The organism is Streptosporangium sp. NPDC049376 (genome assembly GCF_044466505.1).
Classification (GTDB): Bacteria; Actinomycetota; Actinomycetes; order Streptosporangiales; family Streptosporangiaceae; genus Streptosporangium.
In genome coordinates this window covers 81,988-98,364 of record NZ_JBITMT010000023.1, presented here as the reverse complement: position 1 = coordinate 98,364, position 16,377 = coordinate 81,988, and the positions used below count along the sequence as shown (strand labels likewise).

At 70.4% G+C, this 16,377-nt stretch carries 16 protein-coding genes; 7 read left to right on the top strand and 9 right to left on the bottom strand.

The features are described from left to right. The first annotated feature begins 8 nt into the window (after nucleotides 1-8). Nucleotides 9-971, top strand: coding sequence for an alpha/beta hydrolase (locus tag ACIBVQ_RS35335; RefSeq protein ID WP_399182960.1), 963 nt, complete (start codon nucleotides 9-11; stop codon nucleotides 969-971). Between the two features lie 22 nt (nucleotides 972-993). Here the strand turns inward: ACIBVQ_RS35335 and ACIBVQ_RS35330 are convergent, their stop codons facing one another. The 4 genes from ACIBVQ_RS35330 to ACIBVQ_RS35315 all read right to left on the bottom strand — a co-directional run bounded on the left by ACIBVQ_RS35330 (nucleotide 994) and on the right by ACIBVQ_RS35315 (nucleotide 4,415). Next, a complete protein-coding gene (locus tag ACIBVQ_RS35330; protein ID WP_399182958.1) occupies nucleotides 994-1,542 on the bottom strand; it encodes an NAD(P)-binding domain-containing protein in 549 nt (182 codons plus the stop codon). Nucleotides 1,543-1,635: 93 nt separating this feature from the next. After that, nucleotides 1,636-1,908, bottom strand: a complete 273-nt coding sequence (locus ACIBVQ_RS35325) for a helix-turn-helix domain-containing protein (RefSeq protein ID WP_399182956.1) — start codon at nucleotides 1,906-1,908, stop codon at nucleotides 1,636-1,638. A gap of 75 nt (nucleotides 1,909-1,983) precedes the next feature. Further along, the gene (locus ACIBVQ_RS35320) at nucleotides 1,984-3,270 is read right to left on the bottom strand and encodes a ferric iron reductase (protein WP_399182954.1); all 1,287 of its coding nucleotides are present in this window, start codon (nucleotides 3,268-3,270) and stop codon (nucleotides 1,984-1,986) included. Further along, nucleotides 3,267-4,415 (bottom strand): alanine racemase, encoded by a 1,149-nt coding sequence (locus tag ACIBVQ_RS35315; RefSeq protein WP_399182952.1) that lies wholly within the window; start codon nucleotides 4,413-4,415, stop codon nucleotides 3,267-3,269. The genes ACIBVQ_RS35320 and ACIBVQ_RS35315 overlap by 4 nt, the downstream gene beginning before the upstream one ends. Nucleotides 4,416-5,335: 920 nt before the next feature. Between ACIBVQ_RS35315 and ACIBVQ_RS35310 the strand changes: the two genes are divergently transcribed. Together ACIBVQ_RS35310 and ACIBVQ_RS35305 are read left to right on the top strand one after the other, a co-directional pair. Further along, nucleotides 5,336-5,920, top strand: a complete 585-nt coding sequence (locus ACIBVQ_RS35310; RefSeq protein WP_399182950.1) for an RICIN domain-containing protein — start codon at nucleotides 5,336-5,338, stop codon at nucleotides 5,918-5,920. A 491-nt stretch (nucleotides 5,921-6,411) separates the two neighbouring features. Next, nucleotides 6,412-7,296: an esterase-like activity of phytase family protein gene (locus ACIBVQ_RS35305; protein ID WP_362785272.1), complete on the top strand. Its 885-nt coding sequence runs from the start codon at nucleotides 6,412-6,414 to the stop codon at nucleotides 7,294-7,296. Nucleotides 7,297-7,415: 119 nt separating this feature from the next. Here the strand turns inward: ACIBVQ_RS35305 and ACIBVQ_RS35300 are convergent, their stop codons facing one another. The 4 genes from ACIBVQ_RS35300 to ACIBVQ_RS35285 are packed head-to-tail and all read right to left on the bottom strand — an operon-like array spanning nucleotide 7,416 to nucleotide 11,330. Continuing rightward, a complete protein-coding gene (locus tag ACIBVQ_RS35300; RefSeq protein WP_352012166.1) occupies nucleotides 7,416-8,708 on the bottom strand; it encodes an FAD-dependent monooxygenase in 1,293 nt (430 codons plus the stop codon). Then, nucleotides 8,699-9,346, bottom strand: coding sequence for a maleylpyruvate isomerase family mycothiol-dependent enzyme (locus ACIBVQ_RS35295; RefSeq protein WP_352012167.1), 648 nt, complete (start codon nucleotides 9,344-9,346; stop codon nucleotides 8,699-8,701). Before ACIBVQ_RS35295 ends, ACIBVQ_RS35300 begins: the two co-directional genes overlap by 10 nt. After that, nucleotides 9,346-10,179, bottom strand: coding sequence for a fumarylacetoacetate hydrolase family protein (locus ACIBVQ_RS35290; RefSeq protein ID WP_399182947.1), 834 nt, complete (start codon nucleotides 10,177-10,179; stop codon nucleotides 9,346-9,348). The genes ACIBVQ_RS35295 and ACIBVQ_RS35290 overlap by 1 nt, the downstream gene beginning before the upstream one ends. Beyond that, nucleotides 10,176-11,330, bottom strand: a complete 1,155-nt coding sequence (locus ACIBVQ_RS35285; protein WP_352012169.1) for a cupin domain-containing protein — start codon at nucleotides 11,328-11,330, stop codon at nucleotides 10,176-10,178. The genes ACIBVQ_RS35290 and ACIBVQ_RS35285 overlap by 4 nt, the downstream gene beginning before the upstream one ends. Nucleotides 11,331-11,421: 91 nt before the next feature. On the opposite strand from ACIBVQ_RS35285, the gene ACIBVQ_RS35280 reads away from it, so the two are divergent. Beyond that, the gene (locus tag ACIBVQ_RS35280) at nucleotides 11,422-12,174 is read left to right on the top strand and encodes an IclR family transcriptional regulator (protein WP_386196880.1); all 753 of its coding nucleotides are present in this window, start codon (nucleotides 11,422-11,424) and stop codon (nucleotides 12,172-12,174) included. Nucleotides 12,175-12,177: 3 nt separating this feature from the next. Here ACIBVQ_RS35280 and ACIBVQ_RS35275 read toward each other — a convergent pair whose 3' ends face one another. Further along, nucleotides 12,178-12,828 (bottom strand): TetR/AcrR family transcriptional regulator, encoded by a 651-nt coding sequence (locus ACIBVQ_RS35275; protein WP_399182945.1) that lies wholly within the window; start codon nucleotides 12,826-12,828, stop codon nucleotides 12,178-12,180. A 138-nt stretch (nucleotides 12,829-12,966) separates the two neighbouring features. Between ACIBVQ_RS35275 and ACIBVQ_RS35270 the strand changes: the two genes are divergently transcribed. The 3 genes from ACIBVQ_RS35270 (at nucleotide 12,967) to ACIBVQ_RS35260 (ending at nucleotide 16,366) form a co-directional block, all read left to right on the top strand. After that, nucleotides 12,967-14,526, top strand: coding sequence for a bifunctional 3-(3-hydroxy-phenyl)propionate/3-hydroxycinnamic acid hydroxylase (locus ACIBVQ_RS35270; RefSeq protein WP_399182943.1), 1,560 nt, complete (start codon nucleotides 12,967-12,969; stop codon nucleotides 14,524-14,526). Between the two features lie 62 nt (nucleotides 14,527-14,588). Beyond that, nucleotides 14,589-15,521, top strand: coding sequence for a VOC family protein (locus tag ACIBVQ_RS35265; protein ID WP_399182941.1), 933 nt, complete (start codon nucleotides 14,589-14,591; stop codon nucleotides 15,519-15,521). Further along, complete coding sequence (locus ACIBVQ_RS35260; protein ID WP_352012174.1) at nucleotides 15,521-16,366, top strand: alpha/beta hydrolase; 846 nt, start codon at nucleotides 15,521-15,523, stop codon at nucleotides 16,364-16,366. Before ACIBVQ_RS35265 ends, ACIBVQ_RS35260 begins: the two co-directional genes overlap by 1 nt. The last annotated feature ends 11 nt before the right edge of the window (nucleotides 16,367-16,377 follow it).

Below are 16,377 nucleotides of genomic sequence, written 5' to 3'. Positions count from 1 at the left end.
AAGGCGAGATGAGCGAGACCACTGCCGTCAAACGGCCGCCGGAGCCGGACTTCTCCACGATGACGGTCAAGCAACTGATCGCCTACCGCACTGCGGAGAACCGCTGGCGGGCCTCCGGCGCGGCACGGGCGATCCTCGGAGAGCCGGACCCCGGAGCCGCCGTCGAATGGCAGGACATCGCGCTGCCGGGTCGCGACCTTCCGGTCCGGGTGTACCGGCCGGTGTCTCCTGCCGGCGGCGAAACCACCGCCAGGACCGGCCTGCCCCTCGTGGTCCACGTGCACGGAGGCGGTTTTGTGGGCACAGCGGCGCAGTGCGACTGGACCAACAGCCACCTCGCCGCCCGGTTGCCCGCGCTCGTCGTCTCCGTCGAGCACCGCCTCGTCGCCCCGGGCAGCCCCCTCGCCAATGCCGCCGACGACGGCTGGGACGTCCTGCGGCACATTGTGGAAAACGCCGCACGGTGGGGCGTCGATCCAACGCGTACGGCCGTCGCCGGCGAGAGCTTCGGCGCACTGGTCAGCGCCCTGACGGCCGTCCGGGCCCGGGACGCGGGCCTGCGGCTCCGGGCGCAGGTGCTGGTCAACCCCGTGGTCGAGGTGACCGAGACGATGTGCGACTACCCCTCCGTGGCTGAGTACGCCTACAGCCCGACCCCTGCCCTGTCGCTCCTGCGGTTCCTGCGACGGCTCGCCGTCCCGCCGGGAACCGACGCCCGCGCGTTCTCGCCGCTGTACGCCGATGATCTGAGCGGGCTCGCTCCCGCGCTGCTCGTGGTGCCGACCAAGGACGCGGTCGCCGATCACGGCCGCCGCTACGCCGGGCGACTGCGGGCGGCCGGGACGTCCGTACGGCTCACCGAGTATCCGCAGGCGCGGCACGCCTTCCTCACCCTGCCAGGGGTGGAACCGCAGGCCGAGGTCGCCCAGGCGGAGATCTTCGAGTTCCTCCGCGCGGCTCTGGCGGGGTGACGGGACGGCGACGCGAACCATCTCAGCGGCGTCTGCGGCCCTCCAGGCCCCTGGCGACCGGTGCGGCGTCTTCGCCCACCCAGCCCAGCAGGGCCGAACCTCGGCAGCGCCGGAAGGGCAGGCCCAGGTAGGCCAAACCGGGTACCGGGCTGATCCCCTCACTGTGGCGGGGCAGCCCGCCGGCCAGGGCACCGGGAACCCGCAGCCAGCGGTAGTCGGGGCGGTAGCCGGTCGCCCAGATCACGCTCCACGGGGCGATGGTCCGGCCGTCGGCGGTGCGCAGCAGGGAAACGGTGGTGCCGAGCCGGACCGGCAACTCGAAGTGGGCCGCGTACGCCCGCAGGTAGTCGGCCACCTCGTCCTTGCCCGGATAGCGGTCGGCGCCGGGCATGGGCAGGCCGGGCAGCGCGCTCAGGGAGGCGGGGGTGAACAGGCGCAAAGATTCCCGGCGGCGTCGCCAGGACTCGCCCAGCCGCGGGTGGGCCTCCAGCAGCAGCACGTCATGTCCGGCCATGCGCAGTTCGCGGCCTGCCGCGAGCCCCGCCTGTCCGGCGCCGATCACGAGAATCACGAAACCAAGCCTGGCCGAGAGAGTGGCGGCGGGGCTTGAACGATCCTGCTACCGGGTTCGTCCGTGGTACTCCGTCCTTCGGGCCGGAGAGCGTCAAGGCACCCATCGCACCCCGGTCGTCAGGGTGGAGGGTGCCTGGCCCATCATCCGGCGGACCACCCTGGTCAGGTGGGCGGAGTCCGCGAACCCGGCCGTGTGCGCGGCCTCGGTGAGCAGGGCGCCGTCCGCCAGCGACGACATCGCCGCCCGTAGCCGCGTCCACAGCACATAGGGCCGGAACGGCAGCCCCAGCTCGCCGGCGAACAGGTGGGACAGCCTGCCGCCGGACAGGTGCACGGCGAGGGCGGGGCGATCGGAGCTCTCCATGCCCCGGACAATACAGTCGATACTGAATCAAGCTAGTAGTTTATCCAGTCAAGACTGAACAGTAGGTGTGGCCCTTCATGTGGGCGATCCGGGCCGCCAGCGGGGGCTCGCGCCGGTGTCGCGCAGGGACCACTGCCCGTCGGGGTGCAGTTCGTCGTCGTAGTAGAAGACGGTGGAGGGCAGGCCGAGGGTCGGGCCATCGTGCGCGACGAAGGCCTCGCAGGCCGCCTGCCGCAGCCGGTGGGGGTCCACGGCGAGGGTGTCGGTGGCGACCTGGACCAGGCGCTCCAGCGCGTGGTGGGCCATGAAGCTGTCGTAGGCGAGGCTGAAGACGTGCGCCGCGGGGTGCCGTACGTCGCGGGAGATGATGTTGACCGGTGGCAGCGGACGCGTCAGGCCCTGCCGAAGGCGGATGGCCGGGTCGACGTTGATGGCGCAGTCCCGGTAGAAGACGGCCGTGCGCCGCCCGTCGAGGTCGTAGCCGAACAGGGTGTTCTGGCCGTGCATCTCCAGGGCGCATCCGGTGCGCGTGGCGGCGCGGGTCCACAGGGCGACCATGGGTGCCACCACGCGGCGGACCAGCCACTGTGTCGGGTCTTCGCCGCTACGGGAGATGAGCTGCGTCAGCACGGCGGGGTGCCGAGGCTGGAGGATGTCACGGCCGTACAGGGCGAACAGCGGCACCGTGTACCGCAGGGGCGAGGCGAGGATGTCAGCGGTTGCGGAGTTCCCGCCGGGCGGTCCGACGGCGGTGCCCGTGCGCGGGCCCGCCTCGCGGACGAGGAAGCCCCAGGCGTCGCGCGGCCGGTGTCCCAGGACTCCGCCCGCCACCTCGCAGAGCACGGGGAGCTCGTTGCGGGTCAGTTCCGCGGCCGTCCACAGTTCAAGGGTGATGATCGGTTGCCGCAGGCGGCGGGTGAAGCGTGACAGCCGTTTGGGGTAGTGCAGTTTGACGAAGTGCGGCTCGGTGGACGCGCCGCCGACGCGTTCGACGAACACGGTGCGGGCGTTCGCGGAGGGCACCACGGTCAGCTCGGGGCCGCGTCGCAGGCGACGCAGTGTCCGGCGTTCGGGAAGGTCCGGATGGGCGAGCGTCTCCGGATGGACGGGCAGCAGGAATTCGTCCGCGTCGCCGTACAGGCCGCTCACCTTGCTCGGCAGGTCTCCGGCCAGGAACGTGCCCATCTCGGGCGGCACCCGGAAGGTGGGCACCTGGAAGCGTGGCAGTCCCCGTTGCGGGTGGTAGCGGTCGCCGATGTCCAGGTGTGCCGCATAGGCGCTGTAGTCACGGGTGCCGCCGCCCAGGTATCGCTCCGCGTACTGCCAGGTCTGCTGCGGGTCTCCGGACTCGTCGATGATCACGATGCGCCTTCCCGGTCGAGGTAGTGAAAGGTGGGTTCGGGATGCATGAGGAACTGGTGGTGGGACAGGTTCCAGGCGTAGGCGCCGGCCAGACCGAAGACGATCAGATCGCCGGGGCTCAGCCCGGTGACGGACACGTCCCGGGCGAAGACGTCCTTGGGGGTGCAGAGCTGGCCGACCAGGGTGATCGTGCCGCTGTAGGCGGGTGTCCGGCCGGTGGGGCGGATGACGGTGAACGGCTGGTCGTGCCCTCTGGCGACCGGGGTGCGCAGGTGCTGGGTGCCGCCGCGCAGCACCGCGAAACATTGTCCGTGGCTGGTCTTGATGTCCAGGACATCGGTGACGTACCAGCCTTGGTAGGCGCACAGTGAGCGTCCGGGCTCGATGCGCAGCGGCCCGGGGGAGCGCAGGGCCGCCAGGGCGGCACCGTAGGCCGCCCAGTCGAAACGACTGTCCGGATCGGCGTAGTCGACCAGCATCCCCCCGCCGAGATCGATCTCGGGATGCTCGACGCCCGGCAGGTGCCGGTTCAGCCAGGACGAGGCCCAGGTGACGACGTAGGCGGCCACCTCGGCCATGGCGGGGGCGGGCAGGCCCCATGCCAGGTGGCTGTGGATGCCGCGCACGCGGATCCGGGGAGCCGCGCGCAGGATCGGCAGGCACGCCTCCAGCGTGGGCTCGTCCATGCCGAAGGGTGTGACGGTCGTGGTCTGCCCGTGCACGGCGGGCGGACGCAGATTGGCCCGCAACAGGATGTCCACCGGCCGCCCTCGGGCGATCCGGGCGATTCTGGTGAGTTCGCCGGGGCTCTCCACGTGCACCCGTTCGACGCCGAGTTCGAGCGCGAGCCTCAAGTCGGCGTCGGTCTTGCCGGGACCGCTGAAGGCGACCCATGCCTGCGGCAGGAGCTTTCGCACGAAGGCCAGCTCACCGCCCGAGGCCACCTCGAACCCGTCAACGAAGGGTGCGAGGGCGCGCAGAACCCGTGCGTCGGGGTTGGCCTTGACGGCGTACAACACCTGAGCGGCGCCGTTCACGGCGCCGATGACCACGCCGGCGTGGCGGCGAAGACCGTCCAGATCGTAGATGTACGCGGGCAGCATGCCGGCTGCCGCGAGTCGCAGAGCCTTCTCCTGCGGGAGCATCGCACCTCCAAGGTCGGGTTTCGCGCATGGCTGTGACACGACACCTCAGGGCGGGTCACGTCGAGGGGACGTCGTTTTCCGTGACGACCGAAGCCCCCGGTGAGGGGCTCAGCCCATCCCGTTCCGGCAGGCGGGGACGGGCTTGGCGCGGGCAGGCGTACGGGCGAGGCCGCGTTCAGGGCTTCGGCCTTGTGACACCGGGCCGGGGGAGCGGGTCAGGGGGAGAGACGGGGTCGTGGCGGTGACCGGCAGAGCGCGTCGTGAGGGCATGGAACTCCAACCGTGGTCACGCAAGGTGTGAGGATAAATACGAAAGGTAGTTGTTTGTGATCAGAGGTGTACTACCGGCGCGGTGACATTGATCTTTCGCCCGGAGTCCGGGCGTTGAGAAGCATCGTGCCAAGTCTTGATCGCGGCTGGGAGGGCGCTGACGGCCCGGAACTTCCTGGCGCTGTTTTTCGCCTTTCCGGCCAGCGCCGCGGCGAGCCGTAATACGGCCCCGGAATCGCTCATCCCATTTCGTCCGGCGCTCGGTGAACATTCGGTGGGTGAACGCCATCGCCGTCCGCGGCACGCCTGTTTAACATTGGTGTCGGCGAAAAGCGAATGCGGCACCTGAGAAATCGGAGGCGTGCCGAGCGTCGCGAGTCACCGATCACCCCTACGCCGGGTTCATCCTCCTGATCATCAGAGCCGACCACGCTCAACCCCCGAAGGGAGCGGCCCATTTTCCGGCATGGCCGTTACCGGTGCCGGAGACCACCGAAACCGTGCCACGACAGGACCACGGTGAACCCGCCCGCGCGGCCCTCATTGTCCAGACCAGACGAGGAGAAATCATGAGATTTTCCCGTGCCAGGATCGGCTTTCTGCCGCGAAAAGGCAGAAGGCCGACCTCGTTGAATCCCGGGGAGAGGCGGTTGACGTTCAGCGCCCTGGTCATGGCGCTGGTCCTGGTCGCCGTGTCCTTCGCGGCAGGCACGTCCACGCCGGCGTACGCGGAAACGCGTTACGCGGAGATCGTGAACCGGATCAGCGGACTGCGCGCCGACGTGATGTGGGCGTCCACCAATCCGAGGCAGGGCGTCTTCCTGTGGCCGGACAATGCCAGCCACTCGCAGGAGTTCGAGTTCCTCGACAACGGAAACGGATACTTCCGCATAAAGGCCCGTCACTCCGGTCAGTGCCTGCAACCCTTGGACGGTGACCCCCGGGAGGGTGTGTCCATCGTTCAGGACACCTACTGCGAGTCCGGGTACGCGCCGGCCGAGTGGCGAACCGATTACATCATCCCGCCGCACGAGCCCTGCGTGTGCTTTCCCGAGACCTACATGATCATCAGGAACCGCGCGAACGGCAGGTGCCTGGACGCCTCCTCCAGCGGTATACCCGGCCAGCAGGCACGCCTGCAGGCATGGAGCTGCATCAGGACGGGTACGGAAGGGAACCGCTGGAACCAGGTGTGGGGCTTCCAGTACCCCGGGGGCAACCCTCCGGTCCGCTGAGGCCGTCACGTCGGGGGCTCCGCCCGCCGCCGTCCGGGCGGCCCTTCGAACGGCGGCGGGCGGAGCGGGAGACGTCCCCTCGGGGTTGCGGGGCGGGCCGTCGGCCGGGCAAGCCCACCGGGAACGTCGGCGTTGCCTCACGCTGCGGACGGCGTGACGACGTATGCGATTCATTCGGCATTCATGCCGAATGATCAGAATTTTGTCGTTTATGCCTGTTCCGGCTGCTGCCGGCAGCCGTTCGCTCGTTGAAAGGCAGTTCGCCTGTGAATGGCAGTACCTTTCGGACCCCCCACCCGTTATCCGGACGACCAGCCCGCGGAATCCTGATCGCCGGCGCGATGGCGCTCGGCATGACGGCCACACCGACGATCGCCAACGCGACATCCGTCGCGCCCGTCACACAAGTCGAAGAAGCTACAAAAGCCACAGAAAACGGGGTCGCCCCGGCGAGTTCCCTGGCATCGGTCGCCTGGCCGGGCGGTTCCTCGGTGTCCACCGCCGACGGGTCGAACGTTTTCGGTGAGGACCTCAGCGGCCTCCACCAGACCGGCGGGGTGCTGTGGGGCGCGCAGAACAGCGGCAGGCTGTGGCGCCTGGTCCCGAACGGCTCCGGCGGCTGGAAGCCCGACACCACCGGCGGCTGGACCTCCGGCAAGGCGCTTCGCTTCCCCGGCGGCTCCGGCGCCCCCGACAGCGAGGGCGTCACCGTCACCGGCTCCGGCGCGGCCGGAGGGGTGTTCGTCTCCAGCGAGCGCAACGGTTCCGGCAGCAGCAGGCTCTCCGTCCTGCGCTACGACGTCTCCGGCAGCGGCACGACGCTGACCGCGACCAAGGAGTGGAACCTCACCGCGAGCCTGCCGTCCGTGGGCTCCAACCTCGGCTTCGAGGGCGTCACCTGGATCCCCGACGGCTACCTCACCGGCGCCGGGTTCAAGGACGCCTCGACCGGCGCGGCCTACGACCCCGGCGGCTACGGCGCCCACACCGGAGGTGTTTTCTTTCTCGGCGTCGAAGGCACCGGCATGATCCACGGCTACGTCCTTGAGGACTCCGGGGCCTTCACCCGGATCTCCTCGACCAGCAGCGGCATGGCCGGTGTCATGGAACTGCAGTGGGAACCGCAGGCCCTCCGGCTGTGGGCCGTCTGCGACGACAACTGCGGCGGCCAGCACCGCACCCTGAAGGTCGACGCCTCGGGGGCCTTCGCCGTCACCGCCGTCCACGACCGGCCCACCGGCATGCCCGACTACAACAACGAGGGCTTCTCCCTCGCCGGAGCCGACGAATGCGTCAACGGGTCCAAGCCCGTCTACTGGGCCGACGACGACAACGACGGCGGCCACGCCATCCGTAGGGGCACCGTCACCTGCTGACCGGCCGTGGAGAACACGTTCCCGGGCGACCCGGCGCCAACGTGTCCGGTGCCGCCGGTCGTCGCCCGGGGCGGTACCGCCCGCCTCGGGCGGAAGCGAAGCGGTCAAAAGTGGCACGGTCAGAGCGGCACGGTGTCCAGGGGGATCGGCTGGAACATCTCCGGTTCGTCCTCGGGGACCAGCGCCGTGGGGCCGTAGATCCAGTCGACGAACGAGTAGTCGTAGACGTCACGGCCACGCAGGAGGGCGTTGCGCCGCAGCCTCAGGACGCCTTCGAGGTGCCACAGCTCGCCCCACGCCCGGGCGGTGGTGACGACGCGGCGGCAGTGCTCGGGCCGTACGGCCTCATAGGCGGCGAGTGCCGCGTCCCAGTCGACGCCGGAGCCGTCACCGGTCCGCCGCGCGCGCTGGGCGGCGACGTGCTCCCCGAGCACCCAGCCGTCCTCGATCGCCATGATCGCGCCCTGCGCCATGTACTGCAGGGGCGGGTGCGCCGCGTCACCGAGCAGCGCGATCCGGCCGGTCACCCAGGTCATGATCGGGTCACGGTCGTACATCCGCCACCACCGGTCGCGCCACATCAGCGGCAGCCCCTTCCGGACCCGCTCGCAGGTCCCCGCGAACGCCGCGTCCAGCTCGTCCGGTGTTCCCCAGTCGTCCTCACCGGCCAGCGCCTTCGGCGACTCGAACACGGCGACCTGGTTGAACATCTCGCCGCCCCGCAGCGGATACTGGACGAAGTGGCAGCGGGGGCCGACGTACACGACGACGTCCTTGTCGTGGATGCCGTTGTCGGCGACCTTCTCGAACGGCACGGCGCCGCGGTAGGCGACGTACGCCGAACTCACCGGCTCGTCCTTGACCAGCAGTTCGCGGGCGACCGAGTGCAGCCCGTCCGCGGCGATCACCACCTCCGCCTCGTCGGCGCCGCCGTCGGCGAAACGGACCCGGGCGCCACCGGCGACGTTCTCGTACGACGTGCAGTGGGCGTCGGTCAGGAGCTCCACACCCGCCCGCTCACAGGCGCGGAGCAGGATCCCGTGCAGGTCGCTGCGGTGGATCACCAGGTAGGGGTAGCCGTAACGGCGCTCCAGATCGCGCAGATCCAGCCGGGTCAGGTCGTCGTCGTCCACGGCGTCCTTCATGACCATGGCCTCGGGCAGCACGCCGAGGGAGGCCGCCTCCTCCAGCAGCCCGTAGCGATCCAGGATGCGGGTGCAGTTCGGCGCCAGCTGGAGGCCCGCACCGACCTCGCCGAACACCGACGACCGCTCGTGCACCCTGACCCGCAGCCCCTGACGGGTCAGGGCGAGCGCCGCGGACAGGCCGCCGATGCCGCCCCCGACGACGATCACGTCGGCACGGGTTGAGGGGAAGACGCCCATGGGATCGGTCCTTCTCGTCACAGCCACGGAGGCAGGGTCGGTGGGAGGCCGCCGCCGACGGCGGTCACCCCGGTCGTGGGACGTCCGGCCAGGTAGGCGGTGACGTCGGCCAGGGACCCTTCGACGCCGGGCACCGCGTCGAGACCCCGCTTGGCGAGGACGTCCTCCCGCAGCGCCAGCAGGAAGCCGTCGGGAAGGTCGGCGAAGGTGAGCCCGGTGGCGAGGTCCACGGCGTGCACCATGACCTCCCGGCTGCGCATCCACGGGACCTCGCTCGCCGGCACGGTACGGCCCTGCGCGGTCACCACCTGGGTCCGCCACGCCTCGTCGGGCAGCGCCGCCATCGCGGTGGCCAGGGTCGCGGCCGACTCCGTGAACCACCGTGACAGTTCGCCGGCGCCCAGCCGGGAACCCCGCTCGATCCCCTCGGCGCGTTCCTGCGGGGAGCCGTACATCGGGGTCCTCTCGCCGGTGCGCGCCCAGTGGATCAGGTTGCCGACCGCCTCGGCGTTCGCGGCCAGGTGCGCCACGAGGTGCTTGCGCGTCCAGCCGGGCAGGGCCGAGGCGGCGCCGTACTCCTCCTCGGACAGGCCGGTGATCGCCGACACGCACAGCCGGGTCCCCGTCTCGGCCCACGCGAGTGTGGTGGCGAGGTCGCGTGCCATCACGCGCCTTCGGGGACGACGCGGTTCTCAAGGCGGCCGAGACCCTCGATCTCGGTCACGACCAGCTCGCCGCCCTTCAGGAAGACCGGTGGCCTGCGGGCGTGACCGACCCCGCCGGGGGTGCCGGTCGCGATCACGTCGCCCGGGTTGAGGCGCACCATCGTCGAGACGTAACGGATCAGGTGGACCGGGTCGAAGAGCAGGTCGCCGGTGTTGTCGGACTGCGTCACCTGACCGTCGACCTCGCAGCGGATGTCGAACGCCGGCCGCGGGCCGGTCTCGTCGGCGGTGACGAGGAACGGGCCGATCGGGGTGGTCGAGTCCCAGTTCTTGCCCTGCAGCCACTCCCGGGTCCGGAACTGCCAGTCACGGCACGTGATGTCGTTGAGCACGGTGAACCCCGCGATCGCGGCGACCGCCTGCTCCTCGTCCGCCCGGCGTACCTGCCGGCCGACGACGACGGCGAGTTCGGCCTCCCAGTCGAACTGCTCGGTCTCCTCGGGGCGCCGGATGTCGTCGGTGGCGCCGATGAGGGTGTCGGTGAACTTGGAGAAGAGGGTCGGGTACTCCGGGAGGTCGCGGCCCATCTCCTTGATGTGGTTCTGGTAGTTCAACCCGACGCAGATGACCTTGCCGGGCCGGGGCACGACCGGGGCGAGGTCGGCTCCGGCGAGCGGGTGCCGGGTGCCGTCGGCCGTCGCGGCGGTCGCCAGGCCGCCGGGCGCGGCCAGCACGGCGCCGACGTCGGGCAGGCCCACCTCGACGAGCTGGTCGCCCTCGACGCGGACGGCGGCGGTGCGCTGGTCACCCAGGCGGATGGTGGCGAGCTTCATCGGCTGTCCCTTTCGGTGTGGCTGCGAAACAGGTTGAGCTTGGTGAAGATCGGGGCGTCGCCGAACTGGAACAGGTCGAGCGCGCCCGAGTCGGAGTCGGACGCCGACGCCTCCGAGCGGATCGACAGCGGCTGCCAGGACGGGACGACGAAGAGATCTCCGCGGGTCACCGTCCAGGTCCGGTCGCCGACGGTGACCCGGCCGGACCCGTCGAAGACCTGGTAGACCGACGAGCCGGTCTCCCGGTACGGCGCGGTCTCCGTGCCGGTGGTGATCCGGTGGAACTGCGCCCGGATCGTCGGCAGCACGTCGTCGGCGGTGGTCGGGTTGGTGTAGCGGACCAGGGCGTGACCCGGCTCGACCGTGGCCGGGTGGCCCTCCCGCTCCAGCGTGAGCTGGCCGGTCAGCGCGGCGTCGGTGTCGGTCCAGCGATAACGCAGAAGGGGTGTGCCCTCGCGGCGGCCGAGCTGTGAGACCGGTGCCAGGCCGGGGTGCCCCCAGAGCCGCTCGGCACGGGAACGATCGGGGGTGGCGTGCTCCTCCTCGGTGAGGGTGTCCCGGCCGAAGTCGAAGAACTGCCCCTCGATGCCGTACTGGAACGGGATGTCGAGCCCGTCGATCCAGGCCATCGGCGTACTCGCCGAGTTGTGGTGGGCGTGCCAGTGCAGACCGGGCTGGGGGAGGAAGTCGCCCCGGCGCATCGGCACCGGGTCGCGCTCGACCACGGTCCACACTCCCTCGCCCTCGACGACGAAGCGGAAGGCGTTCTGGGTGTGCCGGTGCTCGGGCGCGTCCTCGCCCGGCATGAGGTACTGGATCGCGGCCCACAGGGTCGGGGTCGCGTAGGGCTTGCCGCCCAGGCCCGGGTTGGCCAGCGCGATCGCGCGGCGCTCGCCGCCGCGGCCGACGGGGACCAGGTTCCCGGAACGGCCGGCGAGTTCGAGCAGTTCGCTCCAGTTCCAGCGGTGCGGCCGGGCCTTGGAACGCGGGTGCCGCGGCATCAGGTCGCCGATCTCCGTCCACAGCGGGACGAGCAGCGCCTTCTCGAACCCGCGGTAGAGGTCTTCGAGTTCGGGGCTGACGGGAGGCTGGTCGGGCCGGTCCTCAGCGGTGACGCTGACCGGCGACGTGATGGCGTGCGCGTCGGACATGGTCCTGACTATCCGCCGACGCGACGGATCAGGAACAGAGGATTCTGCACAGCAGAACAGGCTGTGTCAGGATCGGACCATGGTGAAGCCGATGAAGACTCCGCCGGCCTACGCCTCGAACAGCGTCGACCACGCCCTCAGGCTCGCGCAGATCCTCCAGCTCGACGGGGCGATCACGGTCTCCGCGGCGGCCGAACGGCTGGGCGTCGCCCGTTCCACGGCCCACCGGCTGCTGACCGCGCTGGTCTACCGCGACTTCGCGGTGCAGGACGAGGACCGGACCTACCGGGTGGGCCCCATCCTCGCCCTCGCCGAGCGTGCCCAGTCCGACGTCGGCACGCTCCGGGCGGCGGCCCTCGGGCCGATGCGGGCCCTGGTCGACCGGATCGACGAGACCGTGAACCTCAGCATCCGCACCGGCAGGAACGTCCGGTTCATCGCCTCGGTCGAGTGCGCCCAGGCCCTGCGGGTGGGCAGCCGCGAGGGCATGGTCTTCCCCGCCCACCAGGCGACCGGCGGCCTGGTGGCGCTGGCGGCGCTCCCGGACGAGGAACTCGTGACCCTGTACGCCGCCGACGACCGGCACGACCCCGCCGAGGAGCTGCCCGACCTGACGAGGCTTCGCCGTGAGCTCCGGTCCGTACGGCTCAGCGGTGTCGTGCTCAACCTTGAGCGCACCGAGCGGGGCGTGACCGCGATGGGGTGCGCGGTGAGGGATCGCTCCGGTGCGACCGTCGCGGCGTTGTCGATCTCGATGCCCAGCGTCCGTTACTCGCCGGAGCAGGTCAAGCCGCTCACCGCCGCCCTCACGGCCGCCGCCGACGCGATCACGCGCGCCCTCTGAGGCTCAGTGGCGGGCGATCAGTGCCTCGCCGATCGCCGTCATGGCGTCGGCGAGCTGCTCCATGAACTCCGAGATCGGCTTGCCGTCCTCCGACTGGAGCGAGACGAACGCGCCGTCGAATCCGGCCATGCCGAAATGGGCGAGGGCGTCCGCGACCGTGTCCGCGGCCTCCTCGCCCTCGCTCAGGAACGAGGAGCGGATCATGTGCCGCATGTAGTCGCGGCCCTCGTCGCGGACCGCGATCACGGTTCGCAGCGCCTCCGGAGCCTCGGCCGCCTCGTTGCTCATGACCAGCACCAGCAGCAGGCGCAGGAACGCCTCCCGGTGCTCGAAGACCTCACCGGTCCTGCGCAGGTACCACCCGAGGCGCTCGCGCGGGGTGCCGCCCTCCGGCGGGTCGCGGTGAGCCTCGCGCATGGCGTCGAAGTAGTCGCTCGCCCCCTGTGACATGACGGCCGACAGCAGCCCCGCCTTGGACTCGAAGTGGTGGTAGAAGGCGCTCCTCGGCAGGCCCGTCTCCTTGATGAGGGTCGACATCGACGTGCCCGCGTAGCCGCGCACGGACATCACCCGGGCGGTCGCGTCGAGGATCTCCTGGCGTGACCGTCGGCCTCGGCGGTTCCCGGTCTGCGCCTTCGGCGCGGGCTTGTCCACTCGCCGAATTCTAGGGACTCGGAGAACGGCTCTTGACACATCGCCGCTGGTCATTGTTACCCTCCTCACTATCGTACCGACCGATCGGTCCAAAACCGCCGCGCCGAGCACACGCGGCCAGGACAACGGAGTCAGCGCATGACCGAGAGCTACGACGCGGATGTCGCGATCATCGGATACGGCCCGACCGGTGTGATCGCCGCACTCACCCTCGCCAGGTACGGAGTCTCCGCCGTCGCCCTCGAACGGGACAGGGACATCTACCCCCGAGCCCGGGCCGTGACCGTCAACGACTGGACGATGCGGATCTTCCAGGATCTCGGCATCGACGAGCGGATCGAGAAGAAGATCGACCCCCAGCGGGCCCTGCGCTGGGTGACCTACGACGGCACGGAGATCATGCGGGTCGAGCACCCGCCCTCGACGCTGGGCCGCAAGCCGCGCTTCTACAACATCTACCAGCCGACGATGGAGACCGAACTGCGCGCCGCCGCGCTGGAGTACGGCGACCGCATCACCGTCCACTACGGCGCCGAGGTCACCGGGATCGACCAGCACGACGACGGCGTCACCGTCACCTCGACGGACACCGCGACCGGCGAGACCCGCACCGTCCGCGCCCGGTACGCGATCGGCGCCGACGGCGGCAGCAGCACGACCCGGGACGAGGTGGGCTGCCGGCTGCTGGGCGACACCAACGACGTCACATGGGTGGTCATCGACTGCCGCGTCAAGCGGTGGTGGCCCGACCGCGACTTCCTGACCTTCTGGTCCGACAAGGAACGCCCGGTCGTCGACATCGCGCTGTCCGCGGGCAACCACCGCTGGGAGATCCCGCTCAAGCCCGACGAGTCCCCGGCGGACTACCCGACCAGCGCCGAGGTGTGGCCGCTGCTCCAGGCGCTCGGTGTCACGGAGGAGGACGTCGAGATCCACCAGCACGCCTTCTACCGGCACCACACCCGGATGGCCGACACCTGGCGCCGGGGCCGGGTCTTCCTGGCCGGCGACGCGGCCCACCTGATGCCGCCGTGGGCGGGCGCCGGAATGCAGACCGGAATGCGCGACGCCCACAACCTGTGCTGGAAACTCGCCCGCGTGATCAAAGGCGAGCTGCCCGAGAGCTGGCTGGAGACCTACGAGGCGGAGCGGCGTCCGAACGCCGCCTTCTACACCGGCCTCGCGGTCCAGCTCGGACGGGTCATCAAGCAGGAGCTGTCCGAACAGGAGCAGGCCGCGATGAACGCGGTGCCCCAGGACACGGTCACCCCGTTCGAGCCACCGCTCATCGCCCCGCCGGTGCTTGAGGGCGGCTGGATCAGGGGCCCGCTGGGCGATGCCAGCATCGTCGGCCGGATGGTCCCGCAGCCGATCACCGGCGACGCGATCGGCCGGATGGTGCGCCTGGACGACCTCCTCGGCGACGGCTTCGTGCTGCTCGGCGGCGACGTCGATCCCTCGACCCTGCTGACGGCGGAGGAGAAGGCGGGCTGGGACGCGCTCGGCGCGCGCTACGTCGCGGTGCGGCCGAAGACGGCGTACACGCAGGGGCCGGACGAACTGGTCGACCTGGACGAGGTCCTGCTGCCGTGGCTGCGCAGGTACGGCGCCCGCGCCGTGGCGCTGCGCCCCGACAGGTTCGTCGCCGCGTCCGACGTCGGCGGCCTCGCCGTACCCGCCCTCGCCGTGCCCGCCTGAGACCGGCCTGCCGGGCCACCGGCCTGAGAAATCTGAGAAGCCTGAGAAGAAGGAGAAGAGAGATGCCCCGAGTCAAGGAGCTCGGTTACGTCGTCTACGAGGTCAGCGACCTCGCCGACTGGGAGCACTTCGGCGTCGAGCTGCTGGGCATGCCGATCGGCGAGAGAACCGGCACCGGGTTCACCCTGCGCACCGACGAGAAGGCCCACCGCTGGATCGTCACCGAGGGCCCCGCAGACGACCTGGTGGCCACGGGCTACGAGGTCGTCGACGCGGCCGAGCTCGACGCGCTGGTCGAGAAGGTGCGCGCGGCCGGGATCGAGGTCGCCGAGGGCGACCCCGCCCTCGCCGCCGCCCGTAAGGTGGAGCGGATCTTCGTCACCGCGGACCCGATGGGCAACCGCATCGAGCTGGTCACCGGCCTGGCCGAGGCCGGCACTCCGTTCGAGTCCGCCAAGCTGCTCGGCGGCTTCGTGACGGGCGCGGGCGGCGCGGGCCACCAGGTCCTCCTGGCGCACGACGTCCCACGGGAGACCTACCTGGGCTTCTACATCGACCTGCTCGGATTCAAGGTCAGCGACATCATCGTCGAGGAGGTGACCCCGGGTGTGGTCGCCGACCTGATCTTCCTGCACTGCAACGGCCGCCACCACACCGTGGCCTTCGGTGACCTGCCGTCGCCGAAGAGGACCCACCACTTCATGGTCGAGGTGACCGACATCCGCGACGTCGGCAGGGCCTACGACCGGTGCATGGACGCCAAGCAGCCGTTCGAGATGACACTCGGCATGCACCCGAACGACCACATGCTCAGCTTCTACGTCTTCACGCCCTCGGGCTTCAGCGTCGAGTACGGCTGGGGCGGGCTGATCATCGACGACGAGACGTGGGAGGTCAGGACGCTCGACAAGCTGCACAGCTGGGGTCACCGCCCCTCGGCCGTCGTCGCCGAACTGCTCGCCGCCGCACCCGCACCGAACGGAGAAGACCACTGATGGCCCTCGACCCCAAGGACATCGCCCGCACGGTCCAGACGAACGACTGGAAGCTCCGCTACTACGAGGCGGGCTCCGGCCACCCGGTCGTCCTGCTGCACGGCAGCGGGCCGGGCGCGACCGGGTGGAGCAACTTCGCGGGCAACATCGAGGCGCTGGCCGAGCACTTCCACGTGTACGCCGTCGACATGCCCGGCTGGGGCGAGTCGGACCCCGCGACCGTCGACCGGCTCGACCATGTGGAGGCGGTGATCCAGTTCCTGGACGCCCTCGGCATCGAGAAGGCCGCGTTCGTCGGCAACTCGATGGGCGGTCAGACCTCGCTGCGTCTGGCCACCGAGCACCCGGACCGGATCTCGCACCTGGTCACCATGGGCCCGCCGGTCGGCCGGATGCCGACGCTCTTCGGTGCCGGCGGCGGCCCCTCCGAAGGCCTCAAGGTGCTGATCGAGGCCTACCACGACGCGAGCCCGGAGAACATGCGCAGGCTCGTCGAGATCATGGTCTACGACAAGGCCCGCTTCGCCACCCCCGAGTTGTGCCAGGCGCGTTCGGACGCCGCGCTCGCCCGTCCGGACCATCTGCGCAACTACGTGGACGGCCTGCCGAAGGGCGCGCCGCTGCCGAAGTGGGTCAAGCCGGAGGCGCTGCCGGCGATCCAGGTGCCGACCCTGCTCATCCACGGCCGCGACGACCGCGTCGTCTCGTTCGAGACTTCGCTGTACCTGCTGGCGAACATCCCGAACAGCAGGCTGGTGCTGCTCAACCACTGCGGGCACTGGGCGATGATCGAGCACGCCGACGAGTTCAACCGGCTGGTCGTCGACTTCGTCGCGAACAACTGACCCGACCGGCG